Source organism: Methanomassiliicoccaceae archaeon DOK (assembly GCA_009911715.1).
In the GTDB taxonomy this organism is placed as follows: Archaea; Thermoplasmatota; Thermoplasmata; order Methanomassiliicoccales; family Methanomethylophilaceae; genus Methanoprimaticola.
In genome coordinates this window covers 1,509,519-1,527,044 of sequence record CP047880.1, presented here as the reverse complement: position 1 = coordinate 1,527,044, position 17,526 = coordinate 1,509,519, and the positions used below count along the sequence as shown (strand labels likewise).

The 17,526-nt window shown below is 62.1% G+C and carries 16 protein-coding genes; 9 read left to right on the top strand and 7 right to left on the bottom strand.

Features of this window, described 5'->3' with window-relative positions; translation table 11 throughout:
- Positions 1-14 precede the first annotated feature (14 nt).
- The 9 genes from JS82_07610 (at position 15) to JS82_07570 (ending at position 10,006) form a co-directional block, all read left to right on the top strand.
- Positions 15-2,255 carry an elongation factor EF-2 gene (locus tag JS82_07610; protein QHK17980.1) on the top strand — a complete coding sequence of 747 codons (2,241 nt, stop codon included), beginning with the start codon at positions 15-17 and terminating at the stop codon, positions 2,253-2,255.
- Between the two features lie 78 nt (positions 2,256-2,333).
- The gene (tuf, locus tag JS82_07605; protein ID QHK17979.1) at positions 2,334-3,599 is read left to right on the top strand and encodes a translation elongation factor EF-1 subunit alpha; all 1,266 of its coding nucleotides are present in this window, start codon (positions 2,334-2,336) and stop codon (positions 3,597-3,599) included.
- A 39-nt stretch (positions 3,600-3,638) separates the two neighbouring features.
- The gene (locus JS82_07600; GenBank protein ID QHK17978.1) at positions 3,639-3,953 is read left to right on the top strand and encodes a 30S ribosomal protein S10; all 315 of its coding nucleotides are present in this window, start codon (positions 3,639-3,641) and stop codon (positions 3,951-3,953) included.
- Positions 3,954-4,148: 195 nt separating this feature from the next.
- Entirely contained in the window at positions 4,149-4,319 is a 171-nt protein-coding gene (locus JS82_07595) for a hypothetical protein (GenBank protein ID QHK17977.1), read from the top strand.
- Positions 4,320-4,485: 166 nt separating this feature from the next.
- The gene (gene ilvD / locus JS82_07590) at positions 4,486-6,138 is read left to right on the top strand and encodes a dihydroxy-acid dehydratase (protein QHK17976.1); all 1,653 of its coding nucleotides are present in this window, start codon (positions 4,486-4,488) and stop codon (positions 6,136-6,138) included.
- Between the two features lie 231 nt (positions 6,139-6,369).
- Positions 6,370-6,540 (top strand): hypothetical protein, encoded by a 171-nt coding sequence (locus tag JS82_07585; GenBank protein QHK17975.1) that lies wholly within the window; start codon positions 6,370-6,372, stop codon positions 6,538-6,540.
- Between the two features lie 33 nt (positions 6,541-6,573).
- Positions 6,574-6,900 (top strand): PH domain-containing protein, encoded by a 327-nt coding sequence (locus JS82_07580; protein QHK17974.1) that lies wholly within the window; start codon positions 6,574-6,576, stop codon positions 6,898-6,900.
- A gap of 1 nt (position 6,901) precedes the next feature.
- Positions 6,902-8,383, top strand: coding sequence for a PH domain-containing protein (locus tag JS82_07575; protein QHK17973.1), 1,482 nt, complete (start codon positions 6,902-6,904; stop codon positions 8,381-8,383).
- 81 nt (positions 8,384-8,464) lie between these two features.
- Positions 8,465-10,006 carry a carbohydrate kinase gene (locus JS82_07570; protein ID QHK17972.1) on the top strand — a complete coding sequence of 514 codons (1,542 nt, stop codon included), beginning with the start codon at positions 8,465-8,467 and terminating at the stop codon, positions 10,004-10,006.
- On the opposite strand, the gene JS82_07565 is transcribed toward JS82_07570, so the two are convergent.
- Genes JS82_07565 through JS82_07535 form a run of 7 tightly spaced genes read right to left on the bottom strand, consistent with a single transcriptional unit; the run spans position 9,999 to position 17,324 of the window.
- Entirely contained in the window at positions 9,999-11,051 is a 1,053-nt protein-coding gene (locus JS82_07565) for a prephenate dehydrogenase/arogenate dehydrogenase family protein (GenBank protein QHK17971.1), read from the bottom strand. The two genes, JS82_07570 and JS82_07565, sit on opposite strands and share 8 nt — an antisense overlap.
- Positions 11,048-12,112 (bottom strand): chorismate synthase, encoded by a 1,065-nt coding sequence (gene aroC, locus JS82_07560; protein QHK17970.1) that lies wholly within the window; start codon positions 12,110-12,112, stop codon positions 11,048-11,050. The genes JS82_07565 and aroC overlap by 4 nt, the downstream gene beginning before the upstream one ends.
- On the bottom strand, positions 12,112-13,371 hold the full coding sequence (gene aroA, locus JS82_07555; GenBank protein QHK17969.1) for a 3-phosphoshikimate 1-carboxyvinyltransferase: 1,260 nt from the start codon (positions 13,369-13,371) through the stop codon (positions 12,112-12,114). The genes aroC and aroA overlap by 1 nt, the downstream gene beginning before the upstream one ends.
- Positions 13,368-14,207 carry a shikimate kinase gene (locus JS82_07550; protein QHK17968.1) on the bottom strand — a complete coding sequence of 280 codons (840 nt, stop codon included), beginning with the start codon at positions 14,205-14,207 and terminating at the stop codon, positions 13,368-13,370. The genes aroA and JS82_07550 overlap by 4 nt, the downstream gene beginning before the upstream one ends.
- Positions 14,204-15,511: a shikimate dehydrogenase gene (gene aroE, locus JS82_07545; GenBank protein ID QHK17967.1), complete on the bottom strand. Its 1,308-nt coding sequence runs from the start codon at positions 15,509-15,511 to the stop codon at positions 14,204-14,206. The genes JS82_07550 and aroE overlap by 4 nt, the downstream gene beginning before the upstream one ends.
- Positions 15,511-16,524 (bottom strand): 3-dehydroquinate synthase, encoded by a 1,014-nt coding sequence (locus JS82_07540; GenBank protein ID QHK17966.1) that lies wholly within the window; start codon positions 16,522-16,524, stop codon positions 15,511-15,513. Before JS82_07540 ends, aroE begins: the two co-directional genes overlap by 1 nt.
- Before the next feature lie 5 nt (positions 16,525-16,529).
- Positions 16,530-17,324 (bottom strand): fructose-bisphosphate aldolase, encoded by a 795-nt coding sequence (locus JS82_07535; GenBank protein ID QHK17965.1) that lies wholly within the window; start codon positions 17,322-17,324, stop codon positions 16,530-16,532.
- Positions 17,325-17,526: the final 202 nt, after the last annotated feature.

Here is a 17,526-nt window from a genome sequence, read left to right as displayed (position 1 = left end):
AAAGGTGAGTGAACATGGGCCGCAGAGAAGACAACGCAAAGAAAGCAGTCGAGCTGATGAAAGACCAGAAGCTCATCAGGAACCTCGGAACTGCCGCGCATATCGACCACGGAAAGACCACATTCTCCGACAACCTGATCGCAGGTGCCGGAATGATGTCCTCCGAGACAGCCGGAGAGCAGCGCCTGCTCGACTACGACGAGCAGGAGGCCGCCAGGGGAATCACCATCAACGCCGCGTCCGCGGCCATGGTCGTTCCCTACAGGGAGCCCGGAACCAACAAGGTCGACCATTACCTGGTCAACCTGATCGACACCCCCGGACACGTCGACTTCGGCGGAGACGTCACCAGGGCCATGAGGGCTCTGGACGGTGTCTACATCCTGTGCTGCGCGGTCGAGGGAATCATGCCTCAGACAGAGACCGTCATCAGGCAGGCTCTGAAGGAGAGGGTCAGGCCCATGCTGTTCATCAACAAGGTCGACAGGGCCATCGTCGAGCAGCAGCTCACCCCCCAGATGATGATCGACAAGTTCTCCAAGATCATCACCGAGTTCAACAAGAAGATTGCCGACATCCTCCCCGCACCCCTCAACAAGCAGTGGCAGGTCAGCCTCCAGGACGGTACCGTCGCTCTGGGATCCGCCTACAACAACTGGGCGGTCTCCATCCCCTACCTCCAGAGGCCCGAGCTCAAGAAGATGGGCATGAACCTGACCAAGGTCTTCGAGTACTGCGGAAGGGAGGGCGGACAGGCCGAGCTGGCCAAGCTGATCCCCCTCGCCGATGTCGCCCTCGAGATGGCCATCAACCACATCCCCTGCCCGCCCGACGCGCAGAAGGTCCGTATCCCCGTCATCTGGAAGGGAGACCTGAAGTCCAAGATCGGTCAGGAGATGCTGAACTGCGACCCCAACGGAGACGTCGCCATGATGGTCACCAAGATCATCATGGACAAGCAGGCCGGAGAGATCGCCATCGGAAGGCTGTTCTCCGGTACCGTCAAGAAGGGTCAGACCCTGTACATCGCCGGACAGCCCAACCCCCAGAGGGTCCAGACCGTCGCCCTGATGGTCGGAGCCGACAGGACACCCATCGAGGAGTGTAAGGCCGGTAACATCGTCGCGCTGACCGGACTCAAGGACGCCATCGCCGGAAGCACCGTGTCCTCCATCAAGGACATGGAGCCCTTCGAGAAGATGTCCCACTACTCCGAGCCCGTCATCACCAAGGCCATCGAGGCCAAGAACATGGCCGACCTGCCCAAGCTGGTCGAGGTCCTCAGGGTCATCGCCAAGGCCGACCCCTCGCTGAACATCGAGATCAACAACGAGACCGGCGAGCACCTGATGTCCGGAATGGGAGAGCTCCACCTGGAGATCACCGAGTACAGGATCAAGAACGAGCAGGGCGTCGACATCATCGCGTCCCCTCCGATCGTCGTGTACCAGGAGTCCGTCAAGGGATCCAACCCCAGCGAGTTCGAGGGTAAGTCGCCCAACAAGCACAACAAGTTCTACTTCATCGTCAGCCCCCTGGAGGAGTCCGTCAAGGACGCCATCAGGAGGAACGAGATCGACGTGGACTCCAAGATCAAGGACCCCAAGGCCCTTGCCCAGCAGCTGATGGGACTCGGAATGAGCGATGTCGAGGCCAAGGGCGTCGTCGCGTTCAAGAACAACAACGTCCTGATCGACTGCACCAAGGGAATCCAGTACCTGCACGAGACCATGGAGCTCGTGAAGCAGTCCTTCGAGGAGGCCATGATGAGGGGACCCCTCGCCAACGAGAAGGTCGCCGGACTCAAGGTCTGCCTGATGGACGCCAAGCTGCACGAGGACACCATCCACAGGGGACCCGCCCAGATCATCCCCGCAGTCAGGGACGGTATCTACGGAGCCATGTGCCAGGCCGGCAGGATCCTGCTCGAGCCCATGCAGAAGCTGTACGTCGCAGTTCCCCCCGACTACATGGGTGGAGCTGTCAACCTGATCAACCAGCGCCGCGGAACCATCCTCGAGATGGGTCAGGAGGGTTCCGACTCCACAGTCACCGCCGAGGTGCCCGTCGCGGACATGTTCGGATTCTCGTCCGACATCCGTGGATCGACCCAGGGACGCGCAATCTGGTCCCTGGAGAACGCAGGGTTCCACCAGGTCCCGCCCGAGCTTCAGAAGAAGATCGTCACCGAGATCAGGACCCGCAAGGGACTCAACCCCGAGCCCTACGACGACAAGTACTACGCCGGCCTCTGAGGCTGAGCCGCAGTCTGTAAACCTTATATACCAAACCCCTTATCGCTCACAATAGCGTTCCATATCGGAGGAATGAAAATGGCAGAGAAAGAGCACATGAATCTGGTCATCATCGGCCACGTCGACCACGGAAAGTCCACCCTCACCGGAAGGATCCTCCTGGAGACCGGCGCGATCGACCCCCACATCGTCGAGAAATACAAGAAAGAGGCAGAGGAGAAAGGAAAGGGATCCTTCTACTTCGCTTGGGTCATGGACGGACTCAAAGAGGAGAGGGAGAGGGGAGTTACCATCGATGTCGCCCACAAGAAGTTCTACACCGACAAGTACTACTTCACCGTCATCGACGCCCCCGGACACCGTGACTTCGTCAAGAACATGATCACCGGAACCTCCCAGGCCGATGCCGCTATCATCACCTGCTCCGCTATCGAGGGACCCCAGGCTCAGACCAAGGAGCACGTCTTCCTCGCCACCACCCTCGGTGTCAAGCAGATCATCGTCGCCATCAACAAGATGGACGCCGTCAAGTACGACCAGGCCAAGTACAACGAGGCCAAAGAGGCCATGACCAAGCTGATGAAGATGGTCGGAGTCAAGACCGACGAGGTCCCCTTCATCCCCGTGTCCGCCTACAACGGAGACAACATCAAGGTCGCCTCCGCTGAGATGCCCTGGTACAAGGGACCCACCCTCATCCAGGCCCTCGACAACCTCAAGGTCCCCGAGAAGCACACCGAGAAGCCCCTCAGGCTGCCCATCCAGGATGTCTACACCATCACTGGAATCGGAACCGTTCCCGTCGGACGTGTCGAGACCGGAATCCTCAAGCCCAACATGAAGGTCATGTTCGAGCCTTCCCACGTTCAGGGAGAGGTCAAGTCCATCGAGATGCACCACGAGCAGCTGCCCCAGGCTCTTCCCGGTGACAACGTCGGATTCAACGTCCGTGGAGTCGCCAAGAACGACGTCAAGAGGGGAGATGTCGCCGGACCCATCGAGAACCCTCCGTCCGTCGCCAAGACCTTCACCGCTCAGATCGTCGTGCTGAACCACCCCTCGGTCATCACAGTCGGATACACCCCCGTGTTCCACTGCCACACCACCCAGACCGCCTGCAGGTTCGTCGAGCTCGTCAAGACCATCGACCCCAAGTCCGGACAGGTCAAGGCCGACCACCCCGACTTCCTCAAGACCGGTGACATCGCCGTCGTGAAGCTGGAGCCCACCAAGCCCATGGTCATCGAGACCGCCAAAGAGTTCCCGCCTCTCGGAAGGTTCGCCATCCGTGACATGGGACAGACCGTCGCTGCTGGAATGTGCATCGAAGTCGAGAAGGCCTGAAGGCCCTCTCCCCTTCACTTTATCTCTAAGGGATAAAAGATGTCACAGCGCGCAAGAATCTCTCTCAGCGGCGAGGATTCCGCAAAGGTCGACAGCGTCTGCGCCCAGATCAAGGGTATCTCGCAGAGGACCGGAGTGGACATCCGCGGCCCCGTGCCCCTTCCCACGAAGAAGCTCAGGGTTCCCTGCAGGAAGAGTCCTGACGGAGAGGGAAGCGAGACGTGGGACCACTGGGAGAAGCGTATCCACAAGAGGCTCATCGACCTGGACGCTGACGAGCGCGCCCTCAGGCAGCTCATGAGGATCCAGGTTCCCGATGGCGTCAACATCGAGATCGTTCTCCGCAGCGTCTGAAACCTCTACAATCAAGACGGGGGAAACCCCGTCCCTTACCATTATCTATTTTTTCGGAACAGATTCCGCACCCGTTCCGCCTGTCGTCTTTTTGAACCGTCACTTTGATTCGTTCCCATGAACAGTAACAACGTCAAGCTCATGGGCGTGGCGGCGGTCGTCATCGTCGTCTGTCTGCTGTTCTCGTACCTCTAAATGGACGACGGTTCCGAGGACAGGAGAGAGATGCAGGTGGGAGACTACCGCATCTACGTCGACATCTACGAGGACTCCGACGGGTACCGCACCCAGAACCTCGTGACGGAGACCATCGTCGGCGAGGATCTCTACACGGTGTATCTGGAAGGCTCCTCGACGGTCATCTGAAACCCATTTGAGGGGCTCCAGCCTCTCGCCAAAACCTTTCAGGTTCTAGACATCCGTCTACCTTACGGAGCCGCACCGCATCGTACGGTCGACAGTAACGCTGCGTATATGCGCAAACTTAACATACGTCCCCATGATGCCAAACCATTCAACCGATGTGATCATCATGAGAAGTGATGCTGTTAAGAAGGGTCTGGACAAGGCACCGGCAAGGAGCCTGCTCCGCGCTGACGGTCTGGACGACGAGGATTTCGAGAAGCCGTTCATCGGCATTGCCAACTCCTGGAACGACATCGTCCCCGGGCACATCCATCTCAACGAGATTGTGGAGGCCGTCAAGGAGGGCATCATCGAGGCAGGCGGGAAGCCGTTCGTCTTCGGGGTCCCGGCGGTCTGCGACGGCATCGCCATGGGCCACAAGGGGATGAGGTACTCCCTCATCTCCAGAGAGGTCATATCCGACTGCTGCGAGGTCATGGTCGAAGGCCACGCGCTTGACGGATGGGTCGGCGTCTCCAACTGCGACAAGGTCACTCCCGGAATGCTGATGGCCGCCGGACGCATGAACGTCCCCGCTCTGATCGTGACGGGCGGAGCCATGGAGCCCGGCGTCGGCAAGGACGGGAACATGGACCTCCAGTCCGTCTTCGAGGCCGTCGGAGCCTACAGCGCCGGCACCATAGGCGAGGACGAGCTCCGCATGGTCGAGTGCACCGCATGTCCCGGCAGGGGGAGCTGCTCCGGTCTGTTCACGGCGAACACCATGGCATGCCTGACCGAGACCATCGGGATGAGCCTGACCGGGTGCGGGACATCCCTCGCAGACGACAACAGGAAGCTGCAGATCGCCAGGGAGACCGGCAGAAGGATCGTGGAGCTGGTGAGGAAGGACATCAAGCCCAGGGACATCGTCTCGAGGGACTCGTTCCGCAACGCCATCCGCGTTGACATGGCCATCGGCGGCTCGACCAACACGGCCCTGCATCTCCCGGCCATCTCCCAGGAGTTCGGATGCCCCGTCACACTGGACGACTTCGACGAGATCTCCAGGGACACGCCCCACATTACCAGCCTCAGGCCCGCCGGCCCCTACGCCATCAAGGACCTGGACAGGGCCGGGGGTGTGCCCGCGATCCTGAAGGTCCTCAGGGACAGTCTCGCCGACACCCCCACCGGGAACGGCACCACGGTGTACCAGATCGCCGACGCGGCCAAGGTCAACGACGAGGAGGTCCTCAGGCCACTCGACAGGCCCTTCCATCAGCAGGGAGGGATCGCCGTCCTTAAGGGCAACATCGCTCCCGAGGGTTCCGTCATCAAGCAGGCCGCGGTCAGTCCCAAGATGATGCAGTTCACCGGCACCGCCAAGGTTTTCGACGGGGAGAAGGACGCCGCCGAGGCCATAACATCGGGGAAGATCGTCGCCGGCGATGTCGTTGTCATCAGGAACGAGGGTCCGAAGGGGGCCCCCGGGATGCCCGAGATGCTCTCTCCCACCAGTCTCATCGTGGGAAGGGGGCTCGGGGAGTCCGTCGCGCTGATCACCGACGGCAGGTTCTCAGGCGCCTCCCGCGGAGGGGCCATCGGACACGTCTCGCCCGAGGCCTACACCGGCGGCCCCATCGCAGCCATCAGGGACGGGGACATCATCGACATCGACATCCCCGCAAGGTCGCTGAACGTCAGGCTCTCCGACGAGGAGATCGCCGCCCGCCTCAAGGACTTCAAGCCCGTCGAGAGGCCGGTCACCGGCGTCCAGAAGAAGTACAGGAAGCTGGTCTCCTCCGGAGCGACCGGCGCGTACCTTAACCGCGACTGAAACACATCCGGGGCCCTCCCCGGACATCTTTCCCAATCATCGGTGTGGAATCCTCCGATGTCCGGTTTTCTCGGTCGACGGCTTTCCGCCGCGGTTTCCGGAGGAGTCCTCCGGCAGCCTGTGAAATGTGATGACAAGTGCCGAAGGGCGTTCGGAAGACGATCGGGAGGTTCCTTCCGAACGTTTGATTTAACGATTATCGTTAAATATCGATCCTCCGATGGGGAATTTATGAAGGATGGGAAGGTTAACCGCTTCAAGGTCGACGAGAACGGCCTTACCGTTGACGGTTACAGATGTCTCGAACCCGAGAGCAAGAAGTCGATGTATCTCGGCAACGTCATATTCTTCGTCATCGCCGCCGCCATAATCCTGCTGGTCGTCAGATACGGGGATGCCTAGATCGGGGACTACTACGACACCGCATGCATCTGCATGTACGTCCTGCTCGTCGTCATCGGGGTCTACGGGCTCGTGGAGCCGCAGATCACGTACATGCGCTACAGGTACAGGATGGACGACGACAAGATCGAGGTCCGCAGGGGGATTATCTACATCACGCACGACATGGTCCCCATCGAGAGGGTCCATCAGGTGGACGTCTCGGAGGGCCCCATCAACCGCATGTACGGTCTCGCCAACGTCAACATCACGACCGCCGGAGGCGTCGTGACCATCGAGTACCTTAAATCCGATGTCGCGGAGGCTATCGCGTCCAAGCTTAACGAGAAGGTCATCAAGCTCCTGAAGGAGAGGGACTGAGTTGCAGCAGGATGAGAGCAAGCGCGTGTTCCGCAATCACCCGTCGGTCATCGTGAGCTACCTGCTCACCGCTGCCATCGTGATGATCGTCCTGGTCTTCCTCAGTCTCAGGGAGTACGCCTGGGACAACAAGTTCGAGACCATCATCATAGTGGCGCTCGTCATGCTGGCCACGCTGGGCTGGGCCTACTTCTTCTGGAAGAGGACGTTCTACGTGTTCGAGGACAGCGAGATCCATGTGACGAGGGATGCCATCTACAAGATGGACAAGCACATCCAGTACACGAGGCTCGCATCCGTCGGGGTCAAGAGGGATCTGGTCAACAGGATCTTCGGGACCTCCACCCTGATCTTCAACGTGAACTCCAGCATGAACGCCGCCTCCGCCGAGGCGACCCTGGTCCTCAAGAAGCAGATGGCCGACCGTCTCAGGGACCAGCTGAACTCCATGATCTTCGAGAAGCAGGTCACCGTCGAGCAGGAGCTCGTCGAATGCCAGACGCTGGTCCGCGTGTCAAACGCGGACATCGTCCTACATGCGATACTGGGGCAGCCCACCTGGCAGGCCCTGTTCGGTCTGCTGATGCTGTTCTACGCCGTCGTGATGCTGTTCGCAGAGAGCAGCGGCGGATTCCTTACAGCCATCGTCCTGTTCGGGATAGGAGAGGTTCTGCCATTCATCTCTGTCATCCTCAAGTACTACAACTACAGGATCTACAGGGTCGGAGACACCGTGACCGTCGAGAGCGGACTCATAACATCCCAGCGCCGCTCGTTCAAGGTCAACAAGATCAACTCAGTCAGGATAAGGGAGCCCCTGCTCGCCAGGCTGTTCCACAAGGCCATGCTCGAGGCCGAGGTCGTCGGGATGGCCGATGAGGACAACAACAACGCCCCCGTGCTCTGTCCCCTCAAGGGCAGGAAGGACGTGGAGGACGTCCTGAACAGGCTCCTCCCCGAGCTGGTGTTCGAGTCCGCGCCGGAGCGTCAGCCCAGAAGGGCCCTGGTTCCCATGCTCATCACCGACGCCATCGCCACGGTGTTCATCGTGGGCGTCTGTCTGGCCCTGTTCTTCACCGCCGAGACCTACCTCGTCGGGGAGAGCGAGACGCTGACACTTGCAGTCAGGGCGACGGAGCTCTTCGCCGCAGTGGTCGTCCCGATACTGATCTTCGGCCGCTCAGGCATGGCGCAGAGGCACCGCACGTTCGACACCGGGAAGGACTCGTTCATGTTCGTCTACGGAGGCTACGACATATGCACCGAGTTCATCAACTACGACAAGGTGCAGTTCACCCGTGTGACCTCCGGACCGCTTCAGAGGCCCTTCGGTCTCGCCCAGTGCACGGTGAACATGATGTCATCCGTCGGGTTCAAGGAGATCACCTCCGGTCTGTTCGAGCCGGACGACCTGGAGAGGGTCGCCGACGAGGTCAACGCCAGGATCGCCGACGGCAGGTACGACTACCGCAGGTATCTCTGAACGCTATACAAACCACTTACCAATTTTCTATATAGCTACCTAAATCGTATTTATTCAGACGGCCGTAGACCGACCGATCACATGTCGGACAGATACTATCTCGGATTCGATGCCGGCACACAGAGCGTCAAGGTCGCCGTCTATGACGGCGACGGGGAATGCGTCGCACAGGTCTCGCACCCGACCACGATACGCTATCCCGAGCCACGCTGTGTCGAGATGGATCCGGACGAGTACCTCCGTCTGACCATCCAGGGGATCCGCGAATGTACCGAGGAGATGCTCTCCAAGGGCCTGGATCCCCTGGCGATCCGCTCCGTCATGGGCGACGGGATCATCTGCGGGATAACCGGCGTGGACGAGAACGGCGATTCCGTGACGCCGTTCATCAACTATCTGGATTCCAGGACCCAGGACGACGCCGACTCCGTAAACGCCATGGGTCTCGACATATGGGGCCAGGAGACGGGCAACGCCGATGCCAGCTGCATGTTCCCGGCGATGTTCGCCAGATGGTTCCTCAAAAACTCCGAAGATTTCCGGGAGCGCGGATGCAGGTTCGTGCACAACGCGCCCTACATCCTCATGCATCTCGCCGGACTCAAGGCGTCAGACGCGTTCATCGACCAGGGCACCATGTCCGGCTGGGGACTCGGTTACAACGTCCTCGAGAAGAAATGGTCGGAGGAGCAGCTGGGGATCCTCGGCATCGACCCGGGCTACATGCCCAGGATCGTCAAGCCGTGGGACGTCATAGGGCATATCCCCTCCGAGATCGCGGAGGCCACGGGTCTGAGGGCAGGCACTCCGGTGTGCGGAGGGGCCGGGGACACCATGCAGTCCATGCTCGGATGCGGGGTCTTCAGGCCCGGGATGGCGGTGGACGTCGCGGGGACATGCGCTATGTTCTGCGTGTCCACGGACGGCATCGTCCCGAAGCTCAGCAGTCATGGGACCGGACTCATATTCAACAGCGGGTCGCTCGACGACTCGTACTTCTACTGGGGCTTCATCCGCACAGGCGGGCTGTCCCTGAGATGGTTCAAGGACAGCGTCTACGGCGGGAACGTGGGTTACGAGGAGCTCAGCCGCGAAGCGGCGGAGGTGCCGCCCGGTTCACGCGGGGTGACGTTCCTCCCCTATCTCACGGGAGGCTACGGCGACATGATGGACGCCAGCGGCGCCTTCCTGAACATGACCCTGGACACCGACCGCTCCGCTCTCTGGAGGTCCGTCCTCGAGGCCATCGGATACGACTACATGGGGGTCACTGACGAGTACCGCGAGGCCGGGGTGGATCTGTCGAGGATCACAATCACGGAGGGCGGCAGCGCGGACGATGTGTGGAACCAGATGAAGTCCGACATGATAGGGAGCGAAGCCGTCGTGATGAGGACCCGCGGAGGGGCCGTCATGACCGACTGCGCCATGGGTGCGTTCGCGGTCGGCGACGAGAAGGACCTGCTGTCCGTGCTCGAGAAATCCGCCGAGGTGGACCGCACGTTCCACCCCGACGAAGCGAACACAAGGCTCTACCGCAGGTTCTACGCCGAGCGCATGTCCGTGGTGAAGGGGATGAAAGATGTTTTCGGCACGCTCAAGGCGATGGGCGGTCTCAGGTGAAGTACTCCCTTCCCCTGTCCATGAGCTCCTTGAACGCGCGCGGGTCGTCGCTGAGGGCTGCGTCCACGACGTCGTGCACGGCGGAGTCGAACTCCCTCAGCATCTGCTCCCTGTTCGAGTTCAGGTGCTGGATCTCGTAGTACAGGTAAGGGTCCTCCAGGGCGACGGACTCGTTGGTGTCCATCAGCTTGTTGAACGTGGTGGACGCCACCGACTTCATGTCCTGGAAGTCTATGCCGCTCCTGTCCAGGACGGTGAAGAACGCGATGTTGACCGCGTGGCTCAGCCCCAGGACGTATGACATGTACATGTCGTGGTCCTCCACGGGCATCCTGCGGACGTCGGCGCCGTGGTTGCCCAGCAGCTCGATCGCCTCGTCCGTGGCCTCCTCCGACCCGCAGTCGCAGACGACCAGGTTCCTCTCGTACATCGATTCCGCGGAAGGCCCGAACATCGGGTGCACGGAGCATACGCGGCGTCTCGACCCCATATCCTTCAGTACGTCGATGAACGGGGACTTCAGCGAGGCCACATCGAAGATGAGCGTCTCCGGTCTGCAGATCTCGTCCAGTTTCTTGAGCACGGATCCGGTGCGGGATATCGGCACGGACACGATGACCGAGTCCGCCCATTTGGCGTCCTCGATGACCAGCCCGTTCCCCGAGGACGGGTCGATGATGTCGACGCGGTGGCCTGCGTCCTTGAGCAGGTCGGCGAACCAGCGTCCCATCTTCCCGTATCCTCCGACGATCGCGATGTGACGGATCCTCGAGGAGGGCCTGGGCATCGCGGCCTGGATCTCTATGGACTCCTGCATCAGGACCCTGCAGACCTGTTCGGCGTAGACGGGGTTCATCCCGTTCTCCAGGGCGAACCCGCGGTACCTGTCGATGACCTTGTTCTCCTGCGGGATGTTCCTCACGGCGGCGTTCCTCGACGCCTTGTCCTCTCCCACGAGCTTCGCCAGCTCGAGCCTCCTCTTCATGAGTCTCAGGAGCTGGAGGTCGATGTCCTGGATCTCCGTGCGCACGTCCTCCAGCGTCATCGGAGCCCCCTCGCCATCTGGTCCGCGACGGTCAGCGCCGCCATCGCCTCCACCACTGCCACGGCCCTCGGGACGATGCACGGGTCGTGCCTTCCCTTGACCGAGACGGTGTCGTCCTGCTCGGTCCTGAGGTTGACCGTCTGCTGTTCGATCGATATGGACGGCGTGGGCTTGAACGCCACGCGGAAGCACACCGGGGCCCCGTCGCACATGCCGCCGACGATGCCTCCCAGATGGTTGGTGGCGGTGACGATCCTGCCGTCCTTGAAACGGTACGCGTCGTTGGTCTGGGAGCCGCACATCCTGGCGAGACCGAAGCCGTCGCCGAACTCGACCCCCTTGCACGCGGGTATGCCGAACATGGCCCTCGCCAGCTCGGCGTCCAGGGCCTCGAACCATATCCCCCCGAAGCCGATGGGCAGGCCGGTGATGAAGCACTCCACCACACCTCCCACGCTGTCCCCCTCGGCCGCGGCCTTCTCGATGCACTCCGTGAACGCGGCGTCCATCCTCCTGCTGCACGACCTTGTCGGGTACTGGGGGGACATGCGGGCCTCCTCGGGGACGCGGATCCACCTGTCGTTCTGGTCACCGATGGACCTCGTGAACGCGTCCACGCGGACGCCCTTCTGCTCTATGATCTGCTTGGCTATCGCCCCTGCGGCGACGATCGCCGCAGTGAGCCTGCCCGAGAACTGGCCGCTCCCGCTGAGGTCGTGGTCCGGGAACTTCAGCAGCGCCGGAAGGTCGGCGTGGCCCGGCCTGGGCTTGTCGTAGAACTCCTGGTACTTCGAGCTGTCGGTGTTCCTGTTGGCGATCCTGAGCAGCACGGGGTTGCCGTCCGCCACACCGTCCCTGACACCCTGGACGAACTCGACCTCGTCGTCTTCCTTCCTGGGCGTGCCTATGCCGCCCGTGGGCTTCCTGAGCGCCATCTCGGCTGCCACCCTCTCCATGTCTATCCTGAATCCGGCGGGGACACCTTCGAGTATCCCCCCGACGAAGGGCCCGTGGCTCTTCCCGAACAATGTGAATCTGAACTTCTCTCCTGTGGAATACATCAGATGACCTCCTCGCGCATGCCTATGGCGGCCATCTCCTCCGGGAATCCCGGGTAGGAGACGGCGCAGCACTCCACGTCGTCCATGGTGACCGGTCCGTCGCAGACGATCGATGCGACCGCCGCGGACATCATGATCCTGTGGTCCCCCTTGTGGACGATGGCGCCGCCCTTCAGTCTCGGCCTGCCGTGGATGATGCATCCGTCGTCGGTGGCGACGGCATCTCCGCCTATGGCGTTGATCATGTTGACGACGGTCTCGATCCTGTTGCTCTCCTTGAATTTGAGCTGGGGCGCACCGTACAGGCGGCTGTCGCCCTTCGCGGTGCTCAGCAGCACCGCCACGACGGGGAACAGGTCCGGGACACTGCCCATGTCGACCTCGCATCCCTTCAATTCCGATTCGGACACGGTTATCTCCGTGCCGTTCACCTCCACGTCGGCGCCTGCCATCCTGAGGATGTCGACTATGGCCTTGTCGCCCTGGGGATCGTCCATGTCCATGCCCCTGACGGTCACCCTGCCTCCCAGCGCACCCGCGACCAGGGGGAACGCCGCGGAGGAGAAGTCCGCGGGGACCATGTAGTCGAACGGCCTGTAGCCGGTCCCGCCCCTCACCCTGAACACGTTCCCGTCCCTCTCGGCGTCCGCGCCGAAGAGGTGCATCATGTGCAGGGTTACGTCGAGGTACGGCGCGGAGACCATGTCCCCCTCAACCGTTATCTCGGAGTCGCGCTCCAGCATCGGCGAGACCATCAGGAGGGAGGTGATGAACTGGGAGCTCACGCCCCCGTCGATCGAAACCCTGCCGCCGCGGTTGGGTCCCCTCACGGTGACCGGAGGGAGCCCGTTGTCGGATCCGCAGACGGTCCCGGTCTGCTCCAACGCGGAGAGGAGCGGGCCCATCGGCCTCTTCCTGAGGGAGTCGTCCCCCGTAATGGTGGACTCGCCGTCGAACATCGAACAGATGCCAGCGAAGATCCTCATGGTCGTCCCGGAGTTCTCGGCGTCCACGAACCCGGGCGCATGGAGGTCGCCGCCCGTGATCGTCTTGACGTCCCCGTCTCCCTCCACATCGGCGCCCATGGCCCTACACGCCGCCAGGGTGGCCCTGGTGTCGGCGGACATCAGGGCGTTGGAAACGACCGACCTGCCCCTGGCCATGGATGCGAGGAAGAACGCCCTGTGGGTGTGGCTCTTGGACGGAGGCGGGGAAACGGTCCCCTCCAGCCTCCCTCCGTGGAACGCCATGGATGTCATTCTCCGCACCTCGTCACTGTGAGTATGGTCTCTTCACTCGTCATGCCCATGTCCTCTGCGAACCTCTTCCCGTCCCCCTCGGCGACCACGATGGCCACCGCGGGTCCGGAGCCGGACATGCCCGCCCCGAGGGCCCCCATGTCCAGCGCCCTCTCGGCGACCGAGTTGTCGACGCCGGAGGCCTCCGAGATGATGCGGCCGTTCATGGTCATGGCGGCGAACGGGTCGCTCATCGTGATGTCTATCGCACGCTGGATCAGCGGTGCGACCTCATGGAGCCTGTCCAGAGGCAGGCCCGTCTTCCTTATCTTGAATGCGGGGACGTGGATGACCACATCGTAGTCCCCTATGTCCGCACGGTCGATGATCTCGTCCCTGCGGTTGTCCGTCATGACCAGCCCTCCGAGCCCGCAGCCGCAGGCGTCGTCGAAGGACCCCGTGACGGTGACCTTCGCCTCCCTGGCGCATTCGACCCCGAGCCTGATTAGGTCCACGGGGTCCATGGAGAAGTCCAGGTGGGAGAAGACCGCCCTGAGTATTGCGTTGCACGCGCAGCTGGAGCTCTTCAGACCCCTGGACACGGGGATCTGGGAGTCGGTCTCGAGGGACCATCCCTCCGGCTCCTCGATCCCGGCGCGCTCGTACGCCCTCCTGACGCAGATGCGCGCCATGTTCGTGTCCTCGGACACGTCGTTGTTTATCCTGACGACCCTGGCGTCCCCGTGCTCGGAGAACCTGGCCGATGTGCTCAGCCCGACGCCTATGGTGGCGCCTATGCCGCAGGGCATGGCGTTGATCACGGTGATCGAGCCGTGGGACCTGCCCTCTCCGGTCATTCCAACTCCTTCCTCATGGTATCGAAGGAATCCTTCACGCCGGTCCACATCTCGAATGACGCCGCGCCCTGTCCAGCCAGCATGTCCGCGCCGTACGCGATCCTGCAGCCGGTCTCCTCCGCCCTCCTTGTCAGGGGGGTCGGTCCGTAGACCATGTCGAAGACCGCGACCCCGTGGTCGAGGGCCTCGATGCTCACAGGGTAAGGCCCGTCCGAGTACATGCCTACTGGCGTGCAGTTGACGAGGAGGTCGTGCATCCTTAGCGACACGGAGCTTGGTCTTCTGTACGTCTGCCCGAACTCCCTGGCCAGCGCCGTTCCGGTCTCCTCGTTCCTGGCGGCGACCGTGACACTGCAGTTGTGCTCGTCCAGGTACTGCATGCATGCCCTGGCGGCCCCTCCGGAGCCCATGACGGCGACGCGCCTGTCGGTCACGTCGATCCCGGCCCTTTCGAGGGCGACCCCTATGCCTATGACGTCGGTGTTGTACCCTGTCAGGACGCCCCCGTCGTTGACGACCGTGTTGACGGCGCCGATCCTCTCTGCGACGGGGTCGATGCGGTCGAGGTGGTCCATAATCTCCCTCTTGTAAGGGATGGTCACGTTCACCCCGCGGATCCCGTATCCGCGGATGACGTCCTCGGCCCTGTCCAGGTCCGGGGTCTCGAACGGGAGGTAAGCTCCCCTGATGCCGTTCGCCCTCATCGCGGCGTTGTGCATGGCGGGAGACCTGCTCTTCCCGAGCGGGTTCCCCAGTATCCCGAGGACGGTGCATCCGTCGCCCATCCCCAGCATCTCCTCCACGCTGAACTGTCCGGGGGCTGTCGGCTCGCCGACGTATCCGAACGAGAACTCGTTGCCCAGGACATCCGCCCTGATGCGGGTGACGGCGCCCAGGGCGCCCATGCCCAGGAGGACGTGTCTGCCATCCACCGCCTTCGAGGCGTCCAGTACGGACGCCAGGTCGGCCAGCCTGTTGACCCTGAACGCGCCCTTGCGGACGTCCGCGTCCATGGAGTTCAGCCTGGACGCTATCCAGTCGGATCCAGGGGTGGACTGGTAGTCGTGGTACGAGCCGACCACCGTGAGGCCCGTGTCGGGCCTGGGCTGCTCGCCGACGTCGATCATCCCCGAGAAGCCATCCGGCAGGACCGACAGGTCCACCGGGTCGCGGTATGTGACGAGTGTGTCCTTCCCGCGGGTGTCCGGGACCGATCCGAGGAGGTCGAGGCGGACCTCGACCATGTCGGCATCCATGGCTGCGTCCATGTCGGACGCGCTGCTGAGCGATGCGCAGACCCTCATCAGATCTCCCTTATGGTCTCGTCGATCTTCATCCCGAAGTGCCTTCCGCCGGACTCCAGCCTTCCGAGGACCCTGTCGCCCTTCTTGACGGCGGAGACGGACAAGGAGCCGTCCCTGGTCACGAGCCTGACGGTCTCGGCGTTCTGCAGGATGGTGGAGTACTTGCTCTGCCCGTCGGTGGCGGTAAGCAGGACCAGCGGCCTCTGCTCGATCTTGCACCTCCCGACGGCGGAGAGCCTGGTGGTCCCGTCCCTCTTGACGAGGACGACGGGCTCGCCGGACTTCAGCTCGCCCAGGTACCTCGTTCTCCCCTCCGGGCCCATGACGTAGGCGTGAACGGCGCCGGCGTTGACCCTGAAGGGCCTGGCGGCGACGTAGCCGTTGTCCTCGCTCTCGGACTGTATCAGGAAGAGGCATGACGCCTGGGAGCCGATCAGCATCCCCTCGCCGGGGACCATGATGGACACGGTGTCGACGCATACGCGGTCGCCCATCTCTATGTTCCTGACATCCAGGACCTCCAGCTCGGTGAGCTCGACATCGGAGGTTCCGGAGACGATCCCGGCGAACCCCCTTATGGCGTTGGGGTCGTCGGTGGAGACCACGATGCCGTCCACACCCTTCTCCAGCGTCTGCATGTACAGCTTGGCCTGCTCCTTGTCGGATGCGCAGGCGAGGACCTTGGTCCCGGAGTTCCTGAACTTGGCGATGAGGTTCTCCAGGGGGATGACGGTCCAGTCGGAGGAGTCGAGGATGACCCCCGCCCTCTTCCCGGCCATCGCCATGGCCCTGTCCTGGTCCTCGGGTGTGCTGAGCTCCACGATCTCGTAGCCGTCGGAAAGGGAGCCGCCGTCGTTGATGCGCAGGGTGACCTTGCCGAGCTCGGCGAAGTCCTCGTCCCCAGGTCTGACGATCGCGGTGTCGATGCCGGTCTCCAGTGCGGAGAGGACGATGTTCTTGCGCTCCTCCTTGCTGTCGGGCACGTCGGCCCTGACCCAAATCTCCTTGTCCATGGGGATCAGCTCAGGTTGTCCTTCTTCGCCTCTTCGACGGTGTATCCGCGGAGGACGATGTCCGAAATGGCCCTCGTCATGCCCTCGACGTTCCTGTGCTGGAACACGTTCCTGCCGATGGACACGCCGTGTCCTCCGGCCTGGATGGAGTCGTAGACCATCTGGAGGATGTCGTCGTCGGAGTTCATCTTGGGTCCTCCGGCGATCACGACGGGGGCCAGGGTCCCCCTCACGATATCCCTGAAGGAGTCGATGTCCCCGGTGTAGCTGCATTTGACGATGTCGGCGCCGAGCTCCGTGGCGACCCTGGCCGCATGGGCGACCGCCTGGGGGTCGTAGGAGTTCTCGATCTTGGGTCCGCGGGGGTACGCCATGACGAGGAGGGGCATTCCCCACTCGTTGCAGTCCTTGGCGACCTGTCCGAGGTCGGCGAGCATCTCCGGCTCCGTCTCGGCTCCGACGTTGATGTGCACGGAGACCGCGTCGGCACTGATCTTGAGGGCCTCCTCTACGGAGGCGACCAGCACCTTGCTGTTCTTGGTGACGCCGATGTCGGTGGAAGCGGATAGGTGGAGGATCAGACCGATGTCGTGTCCGCTGGTGCGGTGACTATAACGGATCAGTCCCTTGTGCATGACCACAGCCGTGGCTCCGCCGTTCGCCACGTCGTCGACCGTCTTCTTCATGTCGATCAGTCCCTCGATGGGTCCCGCGGAGATCCCGTGGTCCATGGGAACTATTACGCAGTTCCCGGTTTTCCTGTCCATTATCCTCTCGATTCTGATGCTTTTTCCGAACATTGGGTTCACCCCGTGCTACGTGTTAACACGCCACATTCTATTTCAACGTGTCGACGGGCGACGCTCCCGCGTGCGCCCGCGCGTAATATATGGGCGTATGCACGCGTGTTCTTTAAGGAATCGGTTATAGTGGTTTGAACCTGTTCGACTGGATAGACATTTGAGTTCCGTGGAAGGATGTTTCGAGACATACGTCTCGGCG

Excerpts from the sequence above, each read along its gene's own strand:
- JS82_07610 (QHK17980.1), top strand. The coding sequence starts at position 15 with ATGGGCCGCAGAGAAGACAACGCAAAGAAAGCAGTCGAGCTGATGAAA.
- tuf (QHK17979.1), top strand. The coding sequence starts at position 2,334 with ATGGCAGAGAAAGAGCACATGAATCTGGTCATCATCGGCCACGTCGAC.
- JS82_07600 (QHK17978.1), top strand. The coding sequence starts at position 3,639 with ATGTCACAGCGCGCAAGAATCTCTCTCAGCGGCGAGGATTCCGCAAAG.
- JS82_07595 (QHK17977.1), top strand. The coding sequence starts at position 4,149 with ATGGACGACGGTTCCGAGGACAGGAGAGAGATGCAGGTGGGAGACTAC.
- ilvD (QHK17976.1), top strand. The coding sequence starts at position 4,486 with ATGAGAAGTGATGCTGTTAAGAAGGGTCTGGACAAGGCACCGGCAAGG.
- JS82_07585 (QHK17975.1), top strand. The coding sequence starts at position 6,370 with ATGAAGGATGGGAAGGTTAACCGCTTCAAGGTCGACGAGAACGGCCTT.
- JS82_07580 (QHK17974.1), top strand. The coding sequence starts at position 6,574 with ATGTACGTCCTGCTCGTCGTCATCGGGGTCTACGGGCTCGTGGAGCCG.
- JS82_07570 (QHK17972.1), top strand. The coding sequence starts at position 8,465 with ATGTCGGACAGATACTATCTCGGATTCGATGCCGGCACACAGAGCGTC.
- JS82_07565 (QHK17971.1), bottom strand. The coding sequence starts at position 11,051 with ATGACGCTGGAGGACGTGCGCACGGAGATCCAGGACATCGACCTCCAG.
- aroC (QHK17970.1), bottom strand. The coding sequence starts at position 12,112 with ATGTATTCCACAGGAGAGAAGTTCAGATTCACATTGTTCGGGAAGAGC.
- aroA (QHK17969.1), bottom strand. The coding sequence starts at position 13,371 with ATGACATCCATGGCGTTCCACGGAGGGAGGCTGGAGGGGACCGTTTCC.
- JS82_07550 (QHK17968.1), bottom strand. The coding sequence starts at position 14,207 with ATGACCGGAGAGGGCAGGTCCCACGGCTCGATCACCGTGATCAACGCC.
- aroE (QHK17967.1), bottom strand. The coding sequence starts at position 15,511 with ATGAGGGTCTGCGCATCGCTCAGCAGCGCGTCCGACATGGACGCAGCC.
- JS82_07540 (QHK17966.1), bottom strand. The coding sequence starts at position 16,524 with ATGGACAAGGAGATTTGGGTCAGGGCCGACGTGCCCGACAGCAAGGAG.
- JS82_07535 (QHK17965.1), bottom strand. The coding sequence starts at position 17,324 with ATGTTCGGAAAAAGCATCAGAATCGAGAGGATAATGGACAGGAAAACC.